The sequence below is a fragment of the Streptomyces sp. NPDC054770 genome, assembly GCF_053611985.1.
This window is the reverse complement of sequence record NZ_JBSHBL010000001.1, coordinates 39,715-58,477: the sequence shown is the minus strand read 5'-3', so window position 1 is coordinate 58,477 and position 18,763 is coordinate 39,715. Positions and strand designations below refer to the sequence as shown.

Below are 18,763 nucleotides of genomic sequence, written 5' to 3'. Positions count from 1 at the left end.
TCCCGGGGCCCCGGCTCGCCGCCGCGTACGGGGCCTGGAGCGCCACCGCCGCCGAGGCCGCGCGGCTCGCCGACCGCCTCACCGAGCAGGCGGACGCCCTGGCCACCGTCACCGACCTGGTCACCGGCGCGGCCGATGCCGACCCGAGCGCGGGAACGGCCGTACTGCTGGCCATCGGCGAGGTCCTGGCGGCGGTCAACCGGGCCCGGGCGGTGCTGACCACCCGCCGCCGTGCCCTGCTCGACGCCGAGCACCGCGCCGCGCACGCCGCCGAGTCGGCGCTGCTCGCCCAGGCGACGACCGCCGCGCTGACCGCCGCCGACACCCCGGCCGCCTGCGACGACCAACTCGCCCGCCTGCTGCTGCGGGTGGACGCGCTGGAGGCCCGCTTCGCCGAGGCCGAGGACCTCGCCGCCGACCTGGCGCTGCGCCGGGAGGAGATCCGGCAGGCGTTCGCCGCCCGGCGCCAGACCCTGCTGGACGAGGCCGCCGCCCGCGCCGACCGGGCCGCCGCCTCCGCCCGGCGGGCCCTTCAGGCGCTGGGCCGTCGCCTCGCCGGGCTCGGCTCGGCGGCCGACATCCACGCCGCGCAGGCCGCCGACCCGATGGCGCTGCGCATCCGGGCCGCCGCCGGGGAACTGCGCGACCTCGACGACCGGGTACGCGCCCAGGAACTGGAGGACGGCCTGCTCGGCGCCGTCCGCACCGCCCTGCGCGAACTGCGCGACCGGGCCGACCTGTCCGAGGACGGCGGCGCCACCGTCCGGCTGGGCCGCCACCGCTTCGCCGTCCGCCGCGAACCCGTGGAACTCACCCTCCAGCCGGACGGTGACGGCGGTCTGGCCTTCGTCGTCACCGGCACCGGCTACCGCAGGTCCGCCGACCTCCCCGAGCTGCTGGCCGGCCGCGAGTTCTGGACACAGCCCCTGGTCAGCGAGTCACCGACGCTCTACCGCGCCGAGTACCTGGCGGCCTCGCTGCTGTCCACGGCCACGGCCACGGCCACCGCCACGGTCACGGCCACCGGCGAACCGGGCGAACCACTCCTCGACCAAGTCCGCCGCGCGGCCGAGCGAGGCTACGACGAGGGGTACGAGCGCGGCGTCCACGACCAGGACGCCACCACCATCCTCGGCGCACTGCTACGACTCCGGGCCGGTGCGGGGCTGTTGCAACACCCCGCCGAGGTGCGCGCCACCGCCCAGCTGTTCTGGGCCCACGGCGCGACCGACGCCCAGCGGGCCGCCTGGCAGCGCCGCGCCCGCTCCCTGGCGCTGGCCCGCGTCCACTTCGGCCCCGAGGGCGCGGCGACCGCCTCCTTCGACCTGGCGGCCGAACTCACGCACGCGGTCGCCGAGTTCACCGCCGCCATCGGACTGGCCCCGGCGCCACGGGCCGGCGACTACCTGCTGGACGAACTCGCCGACCCGCACGAGGGGTTCGCCACCGGCAGCGCCGCGCGCACCCTCCTGGACGGCTTCCGCCACACCGCCGCCGCCCCTCTCCTCACCGCGGACCTGGCCGCGCTCGGCACCGACCTGCCGGCCCGGCACCAACTCGCCGCCGCCTGGCTGGGCTCGTACGTCTCCATGCATGCGGACGGCGCCGACGGCGAGGGCGTGCCGGAGGCAGCCGCGCACCTGTGCGCACCGGACCTGCCGCGCTACGAGATCTCCGCGCCCGTCGCCGAGACGGTCGACGGCCTCCTCGGCACCCACCCCCGCGTCCACGAGGGCCGACTGACCGTACGCATCGACGAACTCCCCTACCGGGCAAGGGTGTTCAGGGAAGAGCGAGTACCGGCCTTCCGGGCCTTCCAACGACGGCGCGCGGACGTCCTGACCGCCGAGCGGGCCCGGCTGCGCCTGGACGACCACCGCCCCCGCCCGCTCGCCGGCTTCGTCCGCAACCAGCTCATCGACCAGGTCTATCTGCCGCTGGTCGGCGACAACCTGGCCAAGCAACTCGGCACGCTCGACACCACCGGCCCTGCCGACCGCAGCGGCCTGCTGCTGCTCCTCTCCCCGCCCGGCTACGGCAAGACCACCCTCCTGGAATACGTCGCCGACCGCCTCGGCCTGCTCATGGTCCGCGTCGACGGCCCCGCGCTCGGTACCGGCACCACCTCGCTGGACCCCGACCGCGCCCCCGACGCGGCCGCCCGCCGCGAGGTCGAGAAGATCGTTTTCGCGTTGGAGGCGGCCAGCAACGTCCTTCTGCACGTGGACGACATCCAGCACGTCTCGGCCGAACTGCTCCAGAAGTTCATCCCGCTGTGCGACGCGCAGCGCCGTGTCGAGGCCGTCAGCGACGGCGTGGCCCGCAGCTTCGACCTGCGCGGACGCCGTTTCGCTGTCTGCCTCGCGGGAAACCCCCACACCGCGAACGGGCAGCGCTTCCAGATCCCCGACATGCTCGCCAACCGCGCCGATGTCTGGAACCTCGGCGAGGTGCTCACCGGCCACCAGGACCTGTTCGCCCTCTCCTTCCTGGAGAACGCTCTCGCCGCCAACCCGGTACTGGCCCCCCTCGCCGGAACCGACCCGGCCGACCTCGCCCTGCTGGCCGCCCTCGCCGACGGCGACCCGGGCGCACAGGCCGACCAGCTCACCCACCCCGTACTGGACCTGGACCGGGTGCTGGCCACGCTCACCCGGCTGCGCCGCGTCCAGCGGACCGTGCTGGCCGTCAACAGCGCCTACATCGCCTCCGCCGCCCAGGAGGACACCACCCGCCTCGAACCGCCGTTCCTGCTCCAGGGCTCCTACCGCACCATGGTCCAGCTCGCCGCCCGGATCGACCCCGTCCAGAGCGACACCGAGGTGGAGGCCCTGCTCGACGACCACTACCTCGCCGAGGCCCGCACCCTGGGCAGCGCCGCCGAGGCCAACCTCCTCAAACTCGCCCGGCTCCGCGGCCGTTCCACCCCCGAACAGACAACCCGCTGGCACGAACTGTGCGCCGCCTACCCCTCCGCTTCCTACCCCTCCGCTTCCTACCCCTCCGCTTCCTACCCGTCCGCAGACTGATCCGGCCACCCCAGCAGCCGCGCACCGAACACCGCCGTCTCCAGGGTGTAGCGCTGCAGCGCGTCGTCCGGATCCAGTCCCGTGAGCCGGACGATGTGCGCGATGCGGTACGCCAAGGCACGCACACTCACCCCGAGCCGCCGCGCCGCCTCCGCCGCGACATAGCGCGACTCCGCGTAGGCGGTCAGGGTCTCCAGCAGCAGCCGCGCCCCGCCGCGCGCCTTCCGCAACGGGCCCAGCACCCCCCGCACCAGCTCCTCCAGGGCCTCCCGGTCCCGCAGCAGCACCGGCAGGACCAGCAGGTCGGCCGCGTTCAGCAACTGCCCGTCCAGCCCCAGCTGGGCCGCCTGCTCCAACGCGTTCCGCGCCTCCTCGTAGGAGTGCACGACACCGCCGGGCCCGCTGTGCGGCCGGCCCACGACGACCCGCCGTCCCTGCGTCAGCTCCGCGAACGCCTTGACCGCCGCGGCCTGGCCGGGGCCGGCGGGCACGATGCACACCAGCCGCCCGTGCTTGACCGCCAGCAGCACCTCCTCCTCACCGAAGCGGCCGAGCAACTGCCGCTCCAGCGCCCGCACCTGGGGATCCTCCAGGTCGTATCCGTCGCCCTCGGCGACCGCGACCACATGCGCACACGCCAGATTGAGCCCGAACCGCTCGGCATGCTCGGCCAGCCGCCCCAGATCACTGCGGCTGCTCAGCAGATCCGCCACGAACTCCCGCCGCCCGGCCTCCTCCCGGCGCAGCCGCTCCCGGTAGGCCCGCCCGTGCCCAGCGGCGAGCGCGGCCATCGCGGCCCGCAGCGCGGCCATCGAAGCGGCGTCCACCGGCTGCCCCTCCCAGACCCTGCCGGTAGCGGCCAGCCGCTCGTCCACCAGCTCGGCAAGCCCCCGCCCCTCCTCGGCAGCCCGGTCGCCGTACTCGCGCAGCGCCTCCAACTCCGCACGCCGCAACCGCCGCCCGCTCCTGGCCACATCCTCCAGCAATAGCCCCCACGAACCGTCCCCGGCCGCAGCGGACACCCCCGAAGCCGCTCTGCCCGTAGCCAACTCCCTCGTCCTCCCCCGCACACCACGACAGCGACCTGCCAGCGTACGCCGCACCGCTGACACACAACACCTGAGGTGGCCTTTCCACTTGCGGCAACACCCACCCACCGACCCCCCCGCCCCCCGAGCGTCAGCCTGCGCGAACGGTGACCTACGACGAGCTCACACCACCGGAACGCGGGGCACCCGTGGGAAACCCCCACGGGTACCCCGGTCGACTCCACTGCTACTTCGACTCCGAGCCCGACCGCCTTGCACTGGGGTGCGGTGGTCTGGGGGGTACGCCCCCGGATGCCCAGGACGGGCGGGAGAGAAGATGCGACGCTGGAGTGAGGGACCGAGCGTCGCCAAGCGGCCTTACCGCGTGGATCCGATCCGGTCTGCCGGGACCAGGACCGCGCGGCCAACCCGGAAGGCAGGTGCGTCCCATGCGCACGTCGACCCGTATCGCCGGTGTTCTCACCGGCCTGACCCTCACCCTCGGTGGTGCGGTACTCGCCGCTCCCGCGGTCCGGGCGGACATCCCCGCCTGCACAAAGATGGCCGAACTGGCCGGTGCCACGGCTTCCGACTCCGTCACAGCGGCCTGCGGCCGTGGCGTGGTCGGAGACCTGCAGAGTTGTGTGACCGGACTGACCGGGGCCGGAGTGGCGGGCGGCGCCGCGACCGGTGCCTGCCGGGCGGCGGCCCACGAACCGCGTTAGAGCACCGCGTGCGGCAGCAGCCGACGCGGCCCCGGTGGGCAGTCTCGACGCCGATGCGACCGGTCGAGGTCGGTCCTCGCCTCGCGGGCCTCACGCGAAGCGCCCATGCTGAGTAAGAGGGCGCCGTCGTCCTGAGACTTGTCCTTCCCGAAGGCCGAACGAAGGCGCCTGAGAGGAGGAGGAAGTCATGCGCATGCGAAGAATCCTGGGCCTCGCCCTGGCCGCGGCGACCCTTGCCGGCGCGAGCGCCGCCGGCGCTGTCAGCGCCGGGGCCGCCTCGTCTCCGAACATCTCCAGAGACGACTGCACGGCCGCCGGCGGACAGATCGTTTCACGCCCCTACGCCGGCGAGACCTGTGAGCTGCCTGACGGGACCAGGCAGGCGATCACCTGACCGGCCGGCGCACGGCTGGACAACCAGTCGGTCCGCGCCGTCCTGAAATCGTTCGCGTTTCCAGCTGTACTGATCCGGATTTCCCAGCTGCATTGACCACGGGCGTTGTTGACACTCGGCAGGTCCTGAACGGGCGCAGAAGAACGAGCAGTCCCGCCGCGACCAAGGAGCCGACCGGCACGGTGCACCCGCCGGTCGGCTCCGCCGTGCTCCTCGACGACCCCGGGGACGACTCCGTCGTTCGGCCCATCAAGGGCACCGGCCGCAACGCCGAAAAGGACCAGGCGGAGTCGCCCCACCCTCGCGTTCCGGTACGCCTCCGCTGCCCAGGCCGCCCTGATGCCCGGCCGACAGGCCCGGAGGAAATCCCGCATGCGCGTCTTCCTGCCCCTGACCGCCGTCACCACCGCCGCGCTCCTGCTCGTCACGGCCACCGGCGCGACTCCCGCCGCAGCAGACCGGAACCCCGACGGCACACGCTTGGTCAATGTGTCCCACGGCGACCCGTACGCGAAGTGCACCGTCGGCGCGAGGTCCCCCGACAGCATCGTCTACCCGGCCACCGAGGTCGAGCCGTACCTGTCCGTCGATCCGCGCGACCCCCAGCGCGTGGTCACCGTGTTCCAGCAGGACCGCTGGAACGACGGCGGCGCCCGTGGCCTGGCGGCCGGCTGGACCACGGACGGCCGCACCTTCCACCAGAGCACGCTGCCGTTCAGCCTGTGCGCCCCCGGCGGCGCGGACTACGAACGGGCCACCGACCCCTGGGTGAGCACCGGACCGGACGGCACCGTCTACGCGAGCGGGGAGGGCGTCGACTTCACGAAGAGCACGCGCACCGCCCTCCTGGCAGTCACCTCCCGCGACGGCGGCCGCACTTGGCGGAACCTCACCACCACGCACGTGGACGAGCAGCCGTTCTTCAACGACAAGCCCTCACTCACCGCCGACCCGGTCCGCAAGGGCACCGCCTACCAGGTCTGGAACCGCCTCGACAACGACCCATCCGGCCCCAGCTCCCTCGACGGTCCCGGCTACATCTCCCTCACCCGCGACGGCGGCCGCACCTGGAGCAGGGCCCGGCCGTTCGTCGACACCAGCAGCGTGCCCGACACCCAGACCATCGGCCATCTGATCGTCGTCGACCGGCGCACCGGCACCCTGTACGACTTCTTCGACCGGATCACCTACTCCGACGACCTGAGCACCGTCGTCGAAGCCCGCTACGAGGTGGTCACCTCGACCGACGCCGGAGAGACCTGGAGCGCCCCGGTCATCGTGGCCCGGGACACGTCCGTACCGGAGGTCGACCCGAACGACCCCACCAAACTGCTGCGCGACGGGACCACTCTGCCGAGCCCGGCCGTCGACCCCGAGACAGGCACGCTGTACATGGCCTACGAGGGCTCGGACTTCTCCGGTGGAAAGTTCGACTCCGTCCAGCTTGTGCGGTCCACCGACGGCGGACGCACCTGGGGGACCCCGGAGCTGATCAGCCCCAAGGGCGTTCCGGCCTTCTCACCGTCGATCGCGGTCGCCGAGCGGGGCACGGTCGCGCTCACCTACTACGACCTGCGCTTCCTCAGGCCCGGCAACACCACCACCCTGCCCACCGCCTACCAACTGGCCACGCTGCAGCACGGAAACCCGAAGCTCCGGACCGAACGACGGATCTCGCGGGTCTTCGACTGGCTGCAGGCGCCGTTCTCCGGGGGCTACTTCCTCGGCGACTACCAAGGCCTGGCGGCGGACGGCAAGGAAGTACGGGCGGTACTCACCGAGACGCACTCCGGCACACCACAGAACCGTACGGACGTGTACACCAGCAGTCTCCGCATCCCCTGACCGACACGAACGCCGTCGTACGGCACTGGCCTGCCGTCCGCCGGGAACTCGTACATCGTCCGGACCCACAGCTCGCGCGGGAGCGCCCCGCGGCGCGTGGCTGCGGGGCGCCTTGTGGGGTTCAGTCGACCGTCTCCCCGTCGTGCGTACCGCCCTTGCAGAGGTTGCCCGGCTCATTGATCGCGGGAATTCCGCCGCCCTGCCTGCACTGAGAAGGGGTGACGGAGGATGGGGCACCCTGTGCGGTGGCGGCGCCTGTGAGGCCGAGTCCGGCGAGGGCTGCCGTGGCGATGACGGCCGCGAGGATTCGTCGAATGCGCATGTGGTTCGCCTTTCACGGATTGCCTCGGTTGGGGCACTAGCCAGCTTGATCTTCACCCATGTGGGTGGCACGTCATATTGGGCCATTCGGGTGACAGTGCTGTTGGTGCGCATCGCACTCCTGGTCGGCCACAGCAGCCAGGCCACCACAGAAGCGGTCTACCGGAAGCAGCTCCGGCCCGTGATCACTGAGGGGGCCGAAGCCATGGACGACGACATCTTCGCCGAAGATCAGGAAGGGGAGCAGGCGGCCGCCTCGGAAGAGAGCAGCGCGGGAGCCTGATCCAATTCGTCTGGCCCCCTGTTTGGCTCCCCGGGCACGACAGAGGCCAGGGAGCAAATTTACTCCCTGGCCTCTGACCAGCGTCGGGGTGGCGGGATTTGAACCCACGACCTCTTCGTCCCGAATGAGGTTCGGGTGCTGATCTTGCCAGCGCGGTTGGTGTTTTACCTGATCAGGGCGTTGGGCTGTCGCGGTCTCGGGCGGTCTTGAAGGGGCTCGGGGAGCGGGTCGGCTCCCAGATGGCTCCCGAGGAGCCACTCGTCCGGACCCTGCCACTGACGTTCTCTATGTACTCGGCGAGGCGCTCGGGGATCATGTCCACGAGACTGAGACTGACCGGCATGGCTGCTGTCATCGTCCCGGCGGAGGCGTCGGCCACGCGGTCCCCTTGACTGCCGCGTCGAGGAGGTCGCCGAGCCGATGCCAGGCGCCCGGGCCGGCGTGCGACATGGGACTCGCCGCGAACCGCTCCCACGCCGCGTCACGGTCTCCGAGCGCCTCGGTGACGTAGGCGGCGACTGCGGGATGAGTGGTGTTGTAGTGCGGGCCGCGGGCCTTCAGCGCTGACCAGGCAGGCAGCAGTCGGAGCAACTCCGCAGGGCACTCGGGCCGGACCAGCAGGATCTCGGCCCAGCTTCCACGTAGGTCGGGTCCGCCGCCCAGGCGCCTGCGTAGGTGCAGAGTCAGGTCAAGCAGTGCCTGCTGCGGGGCGGAGTGGCGGGCCAGCACGTCGTCGAAGGTGAGGGACTTCCGGTAGGAGCGGGCGGCAAAGGAGAGCAGGGCCTCCTCGACGAGCGTGTCGTTGCCCCTGTGCCGGTCCAGGTAGGCGACAAGAACGTCCTCGTCGGCGTCGGCCAGCTTCTTGAAACCGATGCCCTGCGGGTCGCCGAGGGAGGCCGTGCGCCGGCCCGGCAAGGCGGGGACGGGATCGGTGACGAGCGGGATGATGGTGGCGATCAGTTCCTTGGCCCGTCGGTTCTCCTCCCACGCGGAATGGCCGGAGGAAGAGTAGCCGTGCGCATCGGACCGGGCGGACAGGGCCCGGCGGGTGTCCCGCACCACGAGACGTGCTTTCTGCCGCGCCTCGTCCGGGACTTCGGGGAGATGTACGAGGAGTGCGTGCAACCAGCCGAGATCACGCACGGCCGGATAGCGAGAATCGGGGTCAGGCTCCCAGAGGCTCAAGGCGGTAAGGGAGATGGTCGCGAACCGGGTGCCGAGGGCGGCGACGAGTTCTTCGGACGCCAGCCATTCCCGGGGCCGTCCGAGACGCCGGGCCTCGCCGGGATTGAGGAGGAACCGCCAGGTTTGCCTGCCTGCACGTTCCACCCAGGCTACAGCGGAGCGGCAGGCCATGGTCTGGAGGTACCCGGACTGCATCTCCCCGTCGAGGAATCGCTCCACGTAGTCCCGCTCTTCCTGGGACGCAGCCGCCAGCTCCTCGGCGTAGCGCTCCCGTGCCTGCGCGGGCGTCAGACCGTCCCGGCAGGACCGGGAGATCCGGGTGAGGAGGACCGCTCGACCGAAGTACTCCAGGTCGTGTGCGGCGACTTCCTCCAACAAGGCCGGTTCGACGTGCCACGGCAAGGAGCCCAGCAGATGCTCGCGCACCACGCGATCGGCGGCGGGGTGGTGCGCGGACCAGGCCAGTAGGCGGCGGTGATGCCCGGTCTGCGTCCGGAGGACGCCGGACCACATGCTGTCCCATGCGTCGGATGCGGCACGGTGGCGCTCCATCCACGCCTCGACGTCCTCTTCGCCGTCATGCTTGTCCGGTCTGGACGGGAGGCAGTCGAGGGCTGCGACGAACACGTCCTCGTGCAGGCCGTGTTCACCGAGTACGAGCTGGGCGGGCGTCGGAGCCGTCAGCAGCTCGGGGGTGATGGACAGGCCAGTTGCCGAGCGGCGGTGGAGCTCAGCAACGACGGCGCGGATGAGCGCTGCCCCACCCTCTCTCCGGCCAAGCACACCGAGTCGCGCGTCAGTGCACTCCCGCAGATACCGCACCCTGTATGCGTCCGGGCAGGCGGGGTGCGACAGGGCGACGCGGGTCAACTCCATGCGGTCGGTCGTCATGTACGGCTGCGGTTCGCGATTCGGATCGCTCTCCATGGCCGTGGTCAACAGCCACTCGGGCGCCGACTGCGCGAGCGGTCCAGTGAGCAGGGCCATGATCAGGCCATCCCGGTCCGTGCCCTGGGGTGCCGTGCGTATCGCCTCGACAGCCATGCGCGTAGGCGGGGAGTCGTCGGATGCCTGTGCGATGACCGTACGCAGGAAATCGAAAGGGAGAGACGTACGTGATTCCGCCGCGGTCATCGGACTCCAATCTCCAACACCGCGCCTCTGGCCTCTGATCGGACCCACCCGGGCACGGTGGTATAGCAGGTGTGGGCGTCAATCATGCCGAAAGGGACTGACAACGCAGTCGGTTGCGGACATACGAGTCTGGAGGGGGCTCGCGGAGCAGGTTGGCTCCCGGAGTTCGGCACGGCATCGACGTCTCTACGCCTGGTGTGACAGGTCGGCCACCAAGAGGTCGAGGGTCGCCTCCTCATGGAGCGCGACGCCGAGGGCGGTCATGGCAGGAGCGAGATCCGGGTCCCAGTCGGCGTTGACCGGCTCGCCGTCAAGCGCCAGTTGAGGGATGCCCTCGGCCTGACTGCGAGCGGCCAGGTGCTCGTAGTCCGCGGTGGCCATGCGCCACGGCAAGGCTTCGTAGCGGCGGATGACCCGGTTGGCCAGAGCGATCCCGGGCCAGTCGAAGTCGCCGTGGTAGGCGAAGCGGCAGCCCGTGGCGGCGAGGGCGTCGAGAAGTGTGAAGACCACCGTGGCGGCGCTCCCGGACGTGCACACGAGGGGCTGGACGCAGGCCGCGTCCGCCGCGGCTTCCACCACGCGCGGATTCTCGCAGATGTGGATGAACGTTCCGGCGAGGAGTCGCAGCCGCAGGGAGTGCAGGTCGCGCGGTGTGAGGTGGGCTTCGGCGTGATGCTCGGCCCGCTCCCGTAGAGCACGCTCCCGCCAGCCCTCGCCGGCGGGTCGCAGCCCGTAGGTCAGCACCGTGCTGGAGACCTCGTCCGGTGTGACGGACACCAGCCGCCACAGAGCGCGTCGACCGGCCGCGTCGTCGGGGAACTCGGCGCCATGGGCGAGGGCGACACCGCGTTGGACGAGGCGTGCGAGCCAGGTGCCGTCGTCCAGGCCGTGCGCGGAGCCGGTCGCCATGGCGGCGAGTTCTCCTCGGCCGAGTGCGCCGCCCCGCTCGGGTCCGAGGAGGGTGGTGAGGACTTGGACCGCCTGCTGGAGTGTCCATATCGCCGCTTCGGGCGTCACTCCTCTCGGAACGCCGGCACGGCGCAACAGGTCGTACCACTGCCGGGGCCATTCCTGGTCGGCGAGCGGGGAGGCGTCCAGTGACGAAGTGAGGGACGACCACACCTCCTCCCGCCGTGCCGTCGCATCCGCGCGGGCGGCACGGCGGTCGGTGAGGGGCGGGCCGAGTTCCTCCAGGGTCTGCCTGAGCCCGAGTCCTGCCGCCGAGGCGCGTAGCCGTGCGTCGAGCATGTCGAGCCGTACGGTCGCGGAGGTGCCTGTGAGGGGTTTGCCCATCAGGAGAGACAGGTCGTTGCGTTCCTGGGCATTCATCGCAGTCAGCCGGAGCGAACCCGTGGCCTGTACGCCGTTGCTCTCCAGGCGTTTGCGGACCCCCTCCCAGAGCCGGGTGAGGCCAGGTCCCGTCAGCCAGTCGCGCGTTGCGGAGGGCAGCCTGCTCATACGGACACCAGACGCCGGTGCCGACCGTTCCAGGTGTAGTGCAGGGTGGCCACCCCGCGCACATGGGGATCACGGAGGCACTCGTAGATGTGCAGGGACGGAACCTCGGGCCAGTTGCCCATGAGCCGCTCGCTGGTGAGGACGAAGTCGAGATCGAGGTCGACGAGAATACGGCCCAGCCGCCCATGGGTGGGTTCGTCGACCTTCGCGAAGGCGTCGTCCAGGAGGATCAGCCGCGGCGCGTGCGGCGCCGACTCGGCGAGGCTGGTGAAGTGGGCGGCAGCCGCGGCAAAGAGCACGAGGTAGGAGAGCACCCGCTGCTCGCCCTGGCTGAGCCCGGTCCGGCCGGTCAGTCTCCGACGGCGGTTCGGAGCCGCGTCCTCGACCACGAAGGTGTGGAAACGGAACCAGTCGCGGTAGTCCAGCGCGGTCCGCAGATGGGCGGCGTAACCGGCAGACGGGTCGGCGCGCCTGGCGTCCTCGATCCGGCGTTGCAGCACCTCGCGCAGCTGCTCGGTCTGCTCGCGCGTCCTGAGACTCGACGGGCTGCGCAGCAGCTCGACGGCCGCGCGCACGTCCGCGTCCACGTCCTCGTCCAGCTTCCACAGCAGCTCGACGCCGAGACCGTGGGATGTGCGTACGGTCCGCAGAGTGTCGTTGAGAGCCGCGACCAGGTTCGCTGCGGTAATGACCTGTGCCGAGAGGTGGTCGCCGAGTTCACCGGTCAGGAACCGCTGGAACACCTCACGCTCGCGCTCGGTGAGCCGGCCCCGGGCCTCCGCGGCCTGGACCGCGATCCGCTCGCCCACGGCCGCGACGTCATGGGACCCGTGGTCGTCGACCAGGCGGCACACCTTGATCCCGTCGCGTTCCTCCAGCTGCGCGTCGAACCCGCCGGCCAGTTGGTCGCGCAGCTCGGTGTGCCGGTTGAGCAGGGTGCTGTCCGACACTTCGCCCTTCGGGCGGCCGAGAGCCTGTTCCACGGCGTCGGCGAGTGCCCGCAGTGCTCGCAGACGGCTGCGGACGTCCGTGCCGGGATCGTCCGACACGTACTCGGGCAGCGCGGACCGGTCAAGGCCGGCGCCAAGCACCACCTCGGGCCGGCCGAGAGCACCGCGAAGAGCGCTGCCGGTGTCGATGACCGCCGTCTCCTGGTCCGCCAGGTTCCCGCGCAGGCGCTTCTCGTCTTCTTCCGCGCGCACGCGCAGGTCGTGCAGTTCGTCGCGGGCTCGCCCAGCCGCGGGGAGGGCCTGGACGGCGTTCGCGATGCGCTGCTTGGCCTCCTGCTCGCGGGTGAGGATCTCCTCCTCGGACGACCCGATGGCCTCCTCGCGGGTGCGCAGGTCCTGCTCAGCGGTGCGCAGTGCGGCCAGGTGGAGCCGGTAAGCCTCGTCCGCGGCCAGGCGATCCTCTCGGGCGCGTCCGTATCGTTCGGCATCGGCCTGGTTCGCGCCGAGCCGCTCGCCCGTGCCGCCGACGGCCCTGCGTAGATGCCCGACACCGCTGAGCAAGGCGGCCAGTGCGGTGCGTGCGCGGTCGAGGGCGGCGGGGTCGCCGGGCAGATCGTGGGCGGTTGCCATGGCATCCGCCTCGGCACGCGCCGATACCGCGAGAGCGCGGGCTTCCTCGGCCATTCGTGCCGCGCGGGTCGCCTTGGCGGTCAGGTCACGCAGTGCCCTCTCCGCTGATTCGGTCCTGCTCCATGCATCCGCGAGACTCCGTGCCCTGGGGAAGTCCCGTTCCGCGAGCGTGAGAGCCCGACGCATGGCATCGGCTACGGCGAGCTCCTCGCGGACGCCGGCCAGCCGCTCTTCCGTCTGCGTGATCCGCTCCTCCAGCTCGGCGAGGATCCGCCGCCGGGTCTCGGCGCGTACAGCAGCCCCCACGTACTCGGTGTCGCCCTTGTCATGACGGCCGCTGAGCACGCCCAGACGCCAACTGCCGTCGTAGAAAACTGCGTTGTGAGCGGAGGTCTCCTGTGCCGGTGCGAGTGCGATGGCGGCCAGTAGACGCCGCACCTGCTCGGACGTGACGCCGCAACCCGGTTCAGGGGCCGGGCGCAGGGCCGTGGCAAGAGCCGGTCCGTCCGACTGTACGGGAGCGGGCCGGAGCAGAGTGTCCCGGGTGCGAGGATCGAGAAGGACGTCGTCCGCGCCCACCCACGCGTCCAGGATCCCACTGGCCTCCAGGGCTCCTTCCAGACCGGCTCGGTCGGCCGGAGCGAGATCGTCCGCGAAGTCCACGAGCCGGTAGAAAGGTGCTCCACTGCCCGGCGTCCTCGCGGCGACGCGATGGTGCGGGGCCGCTGGCTCAGGATCGGCACGTTGCTCCCAGTCCCGCTTCTTCTCCGCCAGGCGGTCGAGTTCCTCGCCGAGCCGGCTGACGTCGAGCGCCAGGGCGTCCCGGCGCCCGGTGAGTTCCTCGCCGTACGGCTCCAATGCGGCCTGAGCGGTCTGCCGCGCCTGGCTGTCGATGTCGGGTGGCAGCGTGCGGTCCGCGAACGGCGCGTCGGCGGAGGTCTCACAGCCGACGGAGGCACGGACGGCGTCCAGAGGCGGGCAGTCGGGACCCAGCGCAGTCCGCGCGTGCGCCACCCACTCGGCGACACGGTCCGCATAGGCGCGGCTCTCCTCGACGACCTTCTGGCGGCTGACGTCGAGACGGCCGGCGGCCTCTTCCGTCTCGCCCTCCAGCCGTTCCCGCTCGGCATCGGCCTGAGCCGCCCCCACCCGGGTCTCGTCCGCCCGCGAGATGAGACGGGTCACCTCCTGAACCATCCTGGCCCGGTTTCTCACGACCGCCTCGGCGTCCTCCAGCTGGCTCTGCCAGGACCGTAGCCCTTCCTGCGCCGTGGCCGTGTCCACGCGGGCCACCGACTGATGACGTACGGTGCGCGTCTCCCCGTCCGGAGTCGTCAGCTCTGTCTCGGTGGCCTGGGCAAGAACCGTGCGCGGCAGCGCCACCGCCTCGCCGAGATGGCCAGTAGGAAGCCCGGCCTTCTCCGCCAGCGTCAGCAGTTCCCGGTGCTCGGTCCCCAGCTCAGCCAGGCGGCTTCCGAGGTGTTCGACACCATCGGCCAGCCGCTCAGCCGTGCTCTCCTCCGCGTCGTGTGCGTTGTGCAGGGTGGTGAAAGCGGCCACGGCGGCGGTGTGCAGCGCCTCCACCGTGCTGCGGCGTTCCGACAGTTCGCGCAGGCTGCGGTAGGCGTGACTGGCGTGCAGGGCGGCCAGGTCGGTCCGGGCGGCCTGTTCCTCCTCGCGGAGGGTCTCCAGCCGGCCCTCCGTCTCCTCCTCCTGCGTCCTCAGGTCACTCGTCCGCTGCGCGGCGTCTCCGGCCGCCCGGCGTCGCTGTGCGAGGACGCCCAGCTCATGGCTCACTCTCTGCGCCGAGGTGCGCAGGACTCCGGCCAGGTAGCCGCGGTAACTGGTGAGGAACGTGCGCAAGGCAGCGTCGGTGCGTTCCAGGCGGCCCAGCTCGTCCCGTACGGCGTCGAGGTCGTGGAGATTGCGTGCCACCTTCTCGACCACGTCCTCGTCGAGCCCCGGCAGGGTCTCGCTGAGCAGGGAGGCCAGACCCCCGTGTTCGATGCGGTCCCCGACCGTCGGACGCCGCAGCCGGTGGAGGAGCTGGGTGAGGTTGCGGTAGCGCGTCGCGTCGGTGATGCCGAACAGTTCCCGGGCCACATGGGAGCGGTGCAGGACCGCACGGTCGGTCGCGTTGTCGGAGCCGACGATCTCCTTGAGCCGATCGACCGGCAGCGGCTTGCCCGCCTCGACAAGGTGCAGGTCCTCACCGATCCGCAGCGGGGTGACGAAGAACGTCGGCAGCGCCCTCTGCGTCGACTTCGAGGCACGGATTGCGGCACCGAGCGTCAGGTGGCGGTGACCGCCGTCGTCGGCCGTGCCCCGGAACTCCACCCACAGATACCCGAGACGGTTGGTCTGCTCGAAGCCGTCCAGCATCAGCCAGGCGAGCGTGGTGCGGCCGGTACCTGTCGCGTCCAGTGCCCGGGAGTCACCGTCCAGAAGATACGGGAGCAGCATCTCCAGGGCCTTGGACTTGCCCGCGCCGTTCTTGCCGCGCAGCAGCAGCCGTCCGTCGCCGAAGGAGAACTCCTGCTCGTCGTACTGCCAGACGTTCTGGATGCCCGCCCGGTGCAGCCGGAAGCGGGCGCCGGTGCTCGTCGCGGGGCCGGAACGCGGCAGCGGAACAAGGCCACGCGCGTCGGTGGTCATAGCGGCAACTCCTCTTGAACGTCGGTGCCTCTGCCGGCCGCACCGGGCGGGCGCACGGTGACGTGGGTGGCGTAACGGGCCGCTGCGGCCAGCAGCACCCAGCCGTCGCCGCCGGGCCGTGCGCCATGGACATCGGTCACCGTGCGTCCTTCCGGCGCCTCTTCGACGTATCCCTCCGGCAGTCCTTCTCCCTCGGCGCGCAGCCGCCCGGCGCGGACCATCAGCCGCATGCGGACCAGCAGGTCCAGTACGGCCTCTCGCAGGGAGGGAAGGTCCTCCAGATAGCCGCGTTGCCAGTTGCTGCGCTGCCCGTAATCGGCGATCAGCCCGGCCAGCACCTCATCCACCAAGCCGTCCGGGACAGCCACCCCGATGACGAGCGTCCCGCCGGTCGCCGGATGCCCCGGCGCCTGCGGCCGAAGCCGTTCCACGAGCCGTTCCGCCAGCAGCAGCGCGGCCTGTGCGACGGTCCCGGTGCCCGGCAGGTGCAGATCAGTCAGCTCCTCCTCGGGGTCCACAAGCGCGACCCCCTCGGCACGGATCTCCATCTCCAGACCCAGAAGTTCGGAGAAAGCCTGGGCTTCCCGGCGCTGGCGGGTGCGCAGCCAGTCGCGCTCTGCGTCGGTCAGCTCGTCGAGGTGGACGACGGGTGTCTCGACCAGCATCCGACGCACATAGGTGCGAGGTCCGCCGAACCCCGGGTCCGCTGCCCGCCGGACCAGGTCGGCGCCGTCCCGGGCCTGCGCGAGGGGGCCGGCGACGGCCACGCGGGCCAGCTCCCGATCCACCGTGATCAGGGCTTCTCCCCCCGCCTCCTGCGCAATCACGGCCACATGGCCCTCGGTCTCGATGAGCACGCCCCAGTCGACCAACTGGCGCAGAGCCGCGACCAGGGTCCGCTTCCCGGCCACCCGGCCCGTCTCCTCCAGCTCGATCCCCGCGTCGGCCGCGGCGGCCCTGATGTCGGCGACCAGGTGCGACAGCAGCATCTGCTCGGGCGCGGTCACCAGCACGGACAGGGCCAGCGCGAGGCAGGCGTACGTGTGTGGGGTGAAGGGGGTGCCGGTGGAGCGTTCCAGCCGGTGTCCCGTGCCCGCCCCCAGCCCTGCCTTGAACAGCCGGGCGTAGGAGCTGTCGACCAGCAGGCGGTAGCCGAGCACCTGCTGGAACCGTTTGCCCAGCCAGTCGGCGTGCCTTCGGATCAGCGGGAAGAGGTCGGCATGGGGACCGTCCGACGCGATCAGGGGGTGGGCGAGCAGAAGCCGGGCGGCGGTGCGGCGCTCGGCGGCCAAGGCCACGTCGTGAGTCGAGGGAAGGGTCATGACACACTCGCCTCCGCTTCGCCGTCTGCCGCGGCGGAGATGCGACCGATGTCCAGCTCCAGGTCGTCCAGCAGCAGGTCGCCGTCGGCCGAGTACAGCACCGTCCGCGTGCCCGCCGTCCGGCGCACGGTGAGCCGGATACGCAATTCGGCGTCTTCACTGCTCGCCGAGTCGAGGTCGAACCCTGCCGTCCTCTCCCCGCCTGTGCTGACATGCCTGCTGAGCTGAGCGTTTCCGAGTGCCGTGGCCAGCAACTCCAGAAGCAGCCCGAGCGCCGCCGACGTGAGGCGTACCTCGGCGAAACGGCCGGACGCGCTACGCAGTTCGTCCGCGGCCGCTGTCCTGGCCGCTGCCCGCTGACGGGCGGCCTCACGCAGCAGCTGCTTCTGCGCGGAGTGGTCCTCCACCGCGGAGGCCCGGCCCCGCTGGGCGCGGCTGCCCCTCTCACGCAGGGCCACCGGCACTTCGACCACCGGACCGGTCCACCAGCTCGTGTAGGCGGGCACCACCTCGTCGGTGGCCGGAGGTATGCCCAGATGGCGGGCGCCGTACAGTCCGAAGGCGGCGACGGCGATGTCGTGTGCGTCCTGCGGCGCCGCTTCGTCGAACCAGCGGGCCAGTCGCAGCAGATCCTTGCGCCGGGACATCTCCCCGGTGGCCGACCGCAGCATCCGCTTGGCGTTGGCGAGCAGCGACTGCAACGCGCGCAGGGTGGCGTCCCGCAGCTGGTCGACCTGGCTGCCCTGGCCGTCGGTGTTGCTGAACCAGCCGCGCAGGCCCTCCCAGTCCGCGAGCTCGCGGCCCCGGCTGCGCTGGACCCGGACTTCCAGGCGGCTTTCGCCCTGCGCCGAGAGCCCGGCGAGCCCTTGGGTGTGGGCGTCCAGCCGGTCCAGCAGAGCTGGGATGTGTGGCCCCAGGGTGTCCAGCGCCGCCGAGATCCGGGGCGCACGGAACGCCACGTCCTCCGTGATCGCCTCGACGTAGTCCAGGAGCAGTTCCTTGAAGCCCTGATATTCGGCGCTGTCCAGGTCGTAGCGAGACAGCACCTGGCCGAGGTAGGCGTAGAAGTCGCGTATGGAGTCCGCGAACTCGCTGAACTGCACGAACAGCGTGCTGATCCGCTCCAGTCCCTCCTGCGGCTCGATGCCGCCCGGCGCCGTCACGAGGTCGGCCAGCTCCCGCAGCCCGCGTTCGACCAGTGCCAGAAGTTCGTTGCTCACCTCGCGGGCGGCGTCGGCCTCGGCCAGGACCCCGTCGGCGTCCCGCTGGATGCGTTCACCCAGTTTCGACAGCTGGTAGCGCGAGCGGGAACGCTGGTACTCGCTGATGCTGGACGCGTTCACCGCGTGGCTGCTGCGCAGCAGGTTTCCCCACTGCACCAGCTGTTCCAGCCGGACCGTGAGAGTGTCGGCGTCGAGTCCTGCGGCGGAAGCACCAGCCTGGCGCAGTTTCGCCATGATGTCCGGGACGGCAAGATCCGCCAGCAGCGTTCCGCAGAAGACCCGCATGATCGCGACGTGCTCCAGACGCTCGGGCGCGCTGAGATACGTGTACGCGTTCAGTCGCCGACGCGCCTCCTCGTCGGCGTCCTGACCTGCACCGGATGCTGATGCCCCCATGCCCGTGAGGTTACGCGGCGCATACGAGCGCCGCCGGTGGGTGGCCGAAAATGCCACGGACGTGTGCCGGCCTGTGGCGATTCCCGTGGCAGCGGCCTGTGCGGCATGCGGGCGATCGGCGTCCCCGGCTCACCCTGAATGGGCCCTTCGGTTTCTGTGCTGGGTGGCCTCCAGGAGAATGGGGT

At 71.3% G+C, this 18,763-nt stretch carries 11 protein-coding genes and 1 pseudogene; 5 read left to right on the top strand and 7 right to left on the bottom strand.

Features of this window, described 5'->3' with window-relative positions:
* Positions 1-3,029: DUF7902 domain-containing protein (locus tag ACWGKQ_RS00240; protein WP_453289587.1), on the top strand; the 3,029-nt coding region annotated here is incomplete at its 5' end.
* Here ACWGKQ_RS00240 and ACWGKQ_RS00235 read toward each other — a convergent pair.
* Entirely contained in the window at positions 3,011-3,982 is a 972-nt protein-coding gene (locus ACWGKQ_RS00235) for a PucR family transcriptional regulator (protein WP_453289586.1), read from the bottom strand. The two genes, ACWGKQ_RS00240 and ACWGKQ_RS00235, sit on opposite strands and share 19 nt — an antisense overlap.
* Before the next feature lie 524 nt (positions 3,983-4,506).
* Here ACWGKQ_RS00235 and ACWGKQ_RS00230 point away from each other — a divergent pair.
* From ACWGKQ_RS00230 to ACWGKQ_RS00220, 3 genes are all read left to right on the top strand, one after another.
* A complete protein-coding gene (locus ACWGKQ_RS00230) occupies positions 4,507-4,782 on the top strand; it encodes a hypothetical protein (RefSeq protein ID WP_453289585.1) in 276 nt (91 codons plus the stop codon).
* A 187-nt stretch (positions 4,783-4,969) separates the two neighbouring features.
* Positions 4,970-5,176, top strand: coding sequence for a hypothetical protein (locus tag ACWGKQ_RS00225; RefSeq protein WP_453289584.1), 207 nt, complete (start codon positions 4,970-4,972; stop codon positions 5,174-5,176).
* A 372-nt stretch (positions 5,177-5,548) separates the two neighbouring features.
* A complete protein-coding gene (locus ACWGKQ_RS00220; protein WP_453289583.1) occupies positions 5,549-7,021 on the top strand; it encodes a sialidase family protein in 1,473 nt (490 codons plus the stop codon).
* Between the two features lie 121 nt (positions 7,022-7,142).
* On the opposite strand, the gene ACWGKQ_RS00215 is transcribed toward ACWGKQ_RS00220, so the two are convergent.
* Positions 7,143-7,343 carry a hypothetical protein gene (locus tag ACWGKQ_RS00215; protein ID WP_453289582.1) on the bottom strand — a complete coding sequence of 67 codons (201 nt, stop codon included), beginning with the start codon at positions 7,341-7,343 and terminating at the stop codon, positions 7,143-7,145.
* 102 nt (positions 7,344-7,445) lie between these two features.
* Between ACWGKQ_RS00215 and ACWGKQ_RS00210 the strand changes: the two are divergent.
* A pseudogene (locus ACWGKQ_RS00210) lies at positions 7,446-7,625 on the top strand (site-specific integrase); the annotation flags it as partial.
* A 351-nt stretch (positions 7,626-7,976) separates the two neighbouring features.
* On the opposite strand, the gene ACWGKQ_RS00205 reads toward ACWGKQ_RS00210, so the two are convergent.
* The 5 genes from ACWGKQ_RS00205 to ACWGKQ_RS00185 all read right to left on the bottom strand — a co-directional run bounded on the left by ACWGKQ_RS00205 (position 7,977) and on the right by ACWGKQ_RS00185 (position 18,578).
* Positions 7,977-9,854 (bottom strand): hypothetical protein, encoded by a 1,878-nt coding sequence (locus ACWGKQ_RS00205; protein ID WP_453289581.1) that lies wholly within the window; start codon positions 9,852-9,854, stop codon positions 7,977-7,979.
* A 276-nt stretch (positions 9,855-10,130) separates the two neighbouring features.
* Positions 10,131-11,402: a TIGR02679 family protein gene (locus ACWGKQ_RS00200; protein WP_453289580.1), complete on the bottom strand. Its 1,272-nt coding sequence runs from the start codon at positions 11,400-11,402 to the stop codon at positions 10,131-10,133.
* Entirely contained in the window at positions 11,399-15,637 is a 4,239-nt protein-coding gene (locus tag ACWGKQ_RS00195) for a TIGR02680 family protein (protein WP_453289579.1), read from the bottom strand. The genes ACWGKQ_RS00200 and ACWGKQ_RS00195 overlap by 4 nt, the downstream gene beginning before the upstream one ends.
* On the bottom strand, positions 15,634-16,959 hold the full coding sequence (locus ACWGKQ_RS00190) for a TIGR02678 family protein (RefSeq protein ID WP_453289578.1): 1,326 nt from the start codon (positions 16,957-16,959) through the stop codon (positions 15,634-15,636). The genes ACWGKQ_RS00195 and ACWGKQ_RS00190 overlap by 4 nt, the downstream gene beginning before the upstream one ends.
* Positions 16,956-18,578, bottom strand: a complete 1,623-nt coding sequence (locus ACWGKQ_RS00185) for a TIGR02677 family protein (RefSeq protein ID WP_453289577.1) — start codon at positions 18,576-18,578, stop codon at positions 16,956-16,958. Before ACWGKQ_RS00185 ends, ACWGKQ_RS00190 begins: the two co-directional genes overlap by 4 nt.
* Between the last annotated feature and the right edge of the window lie 185 nt (positions 18,579-18,763).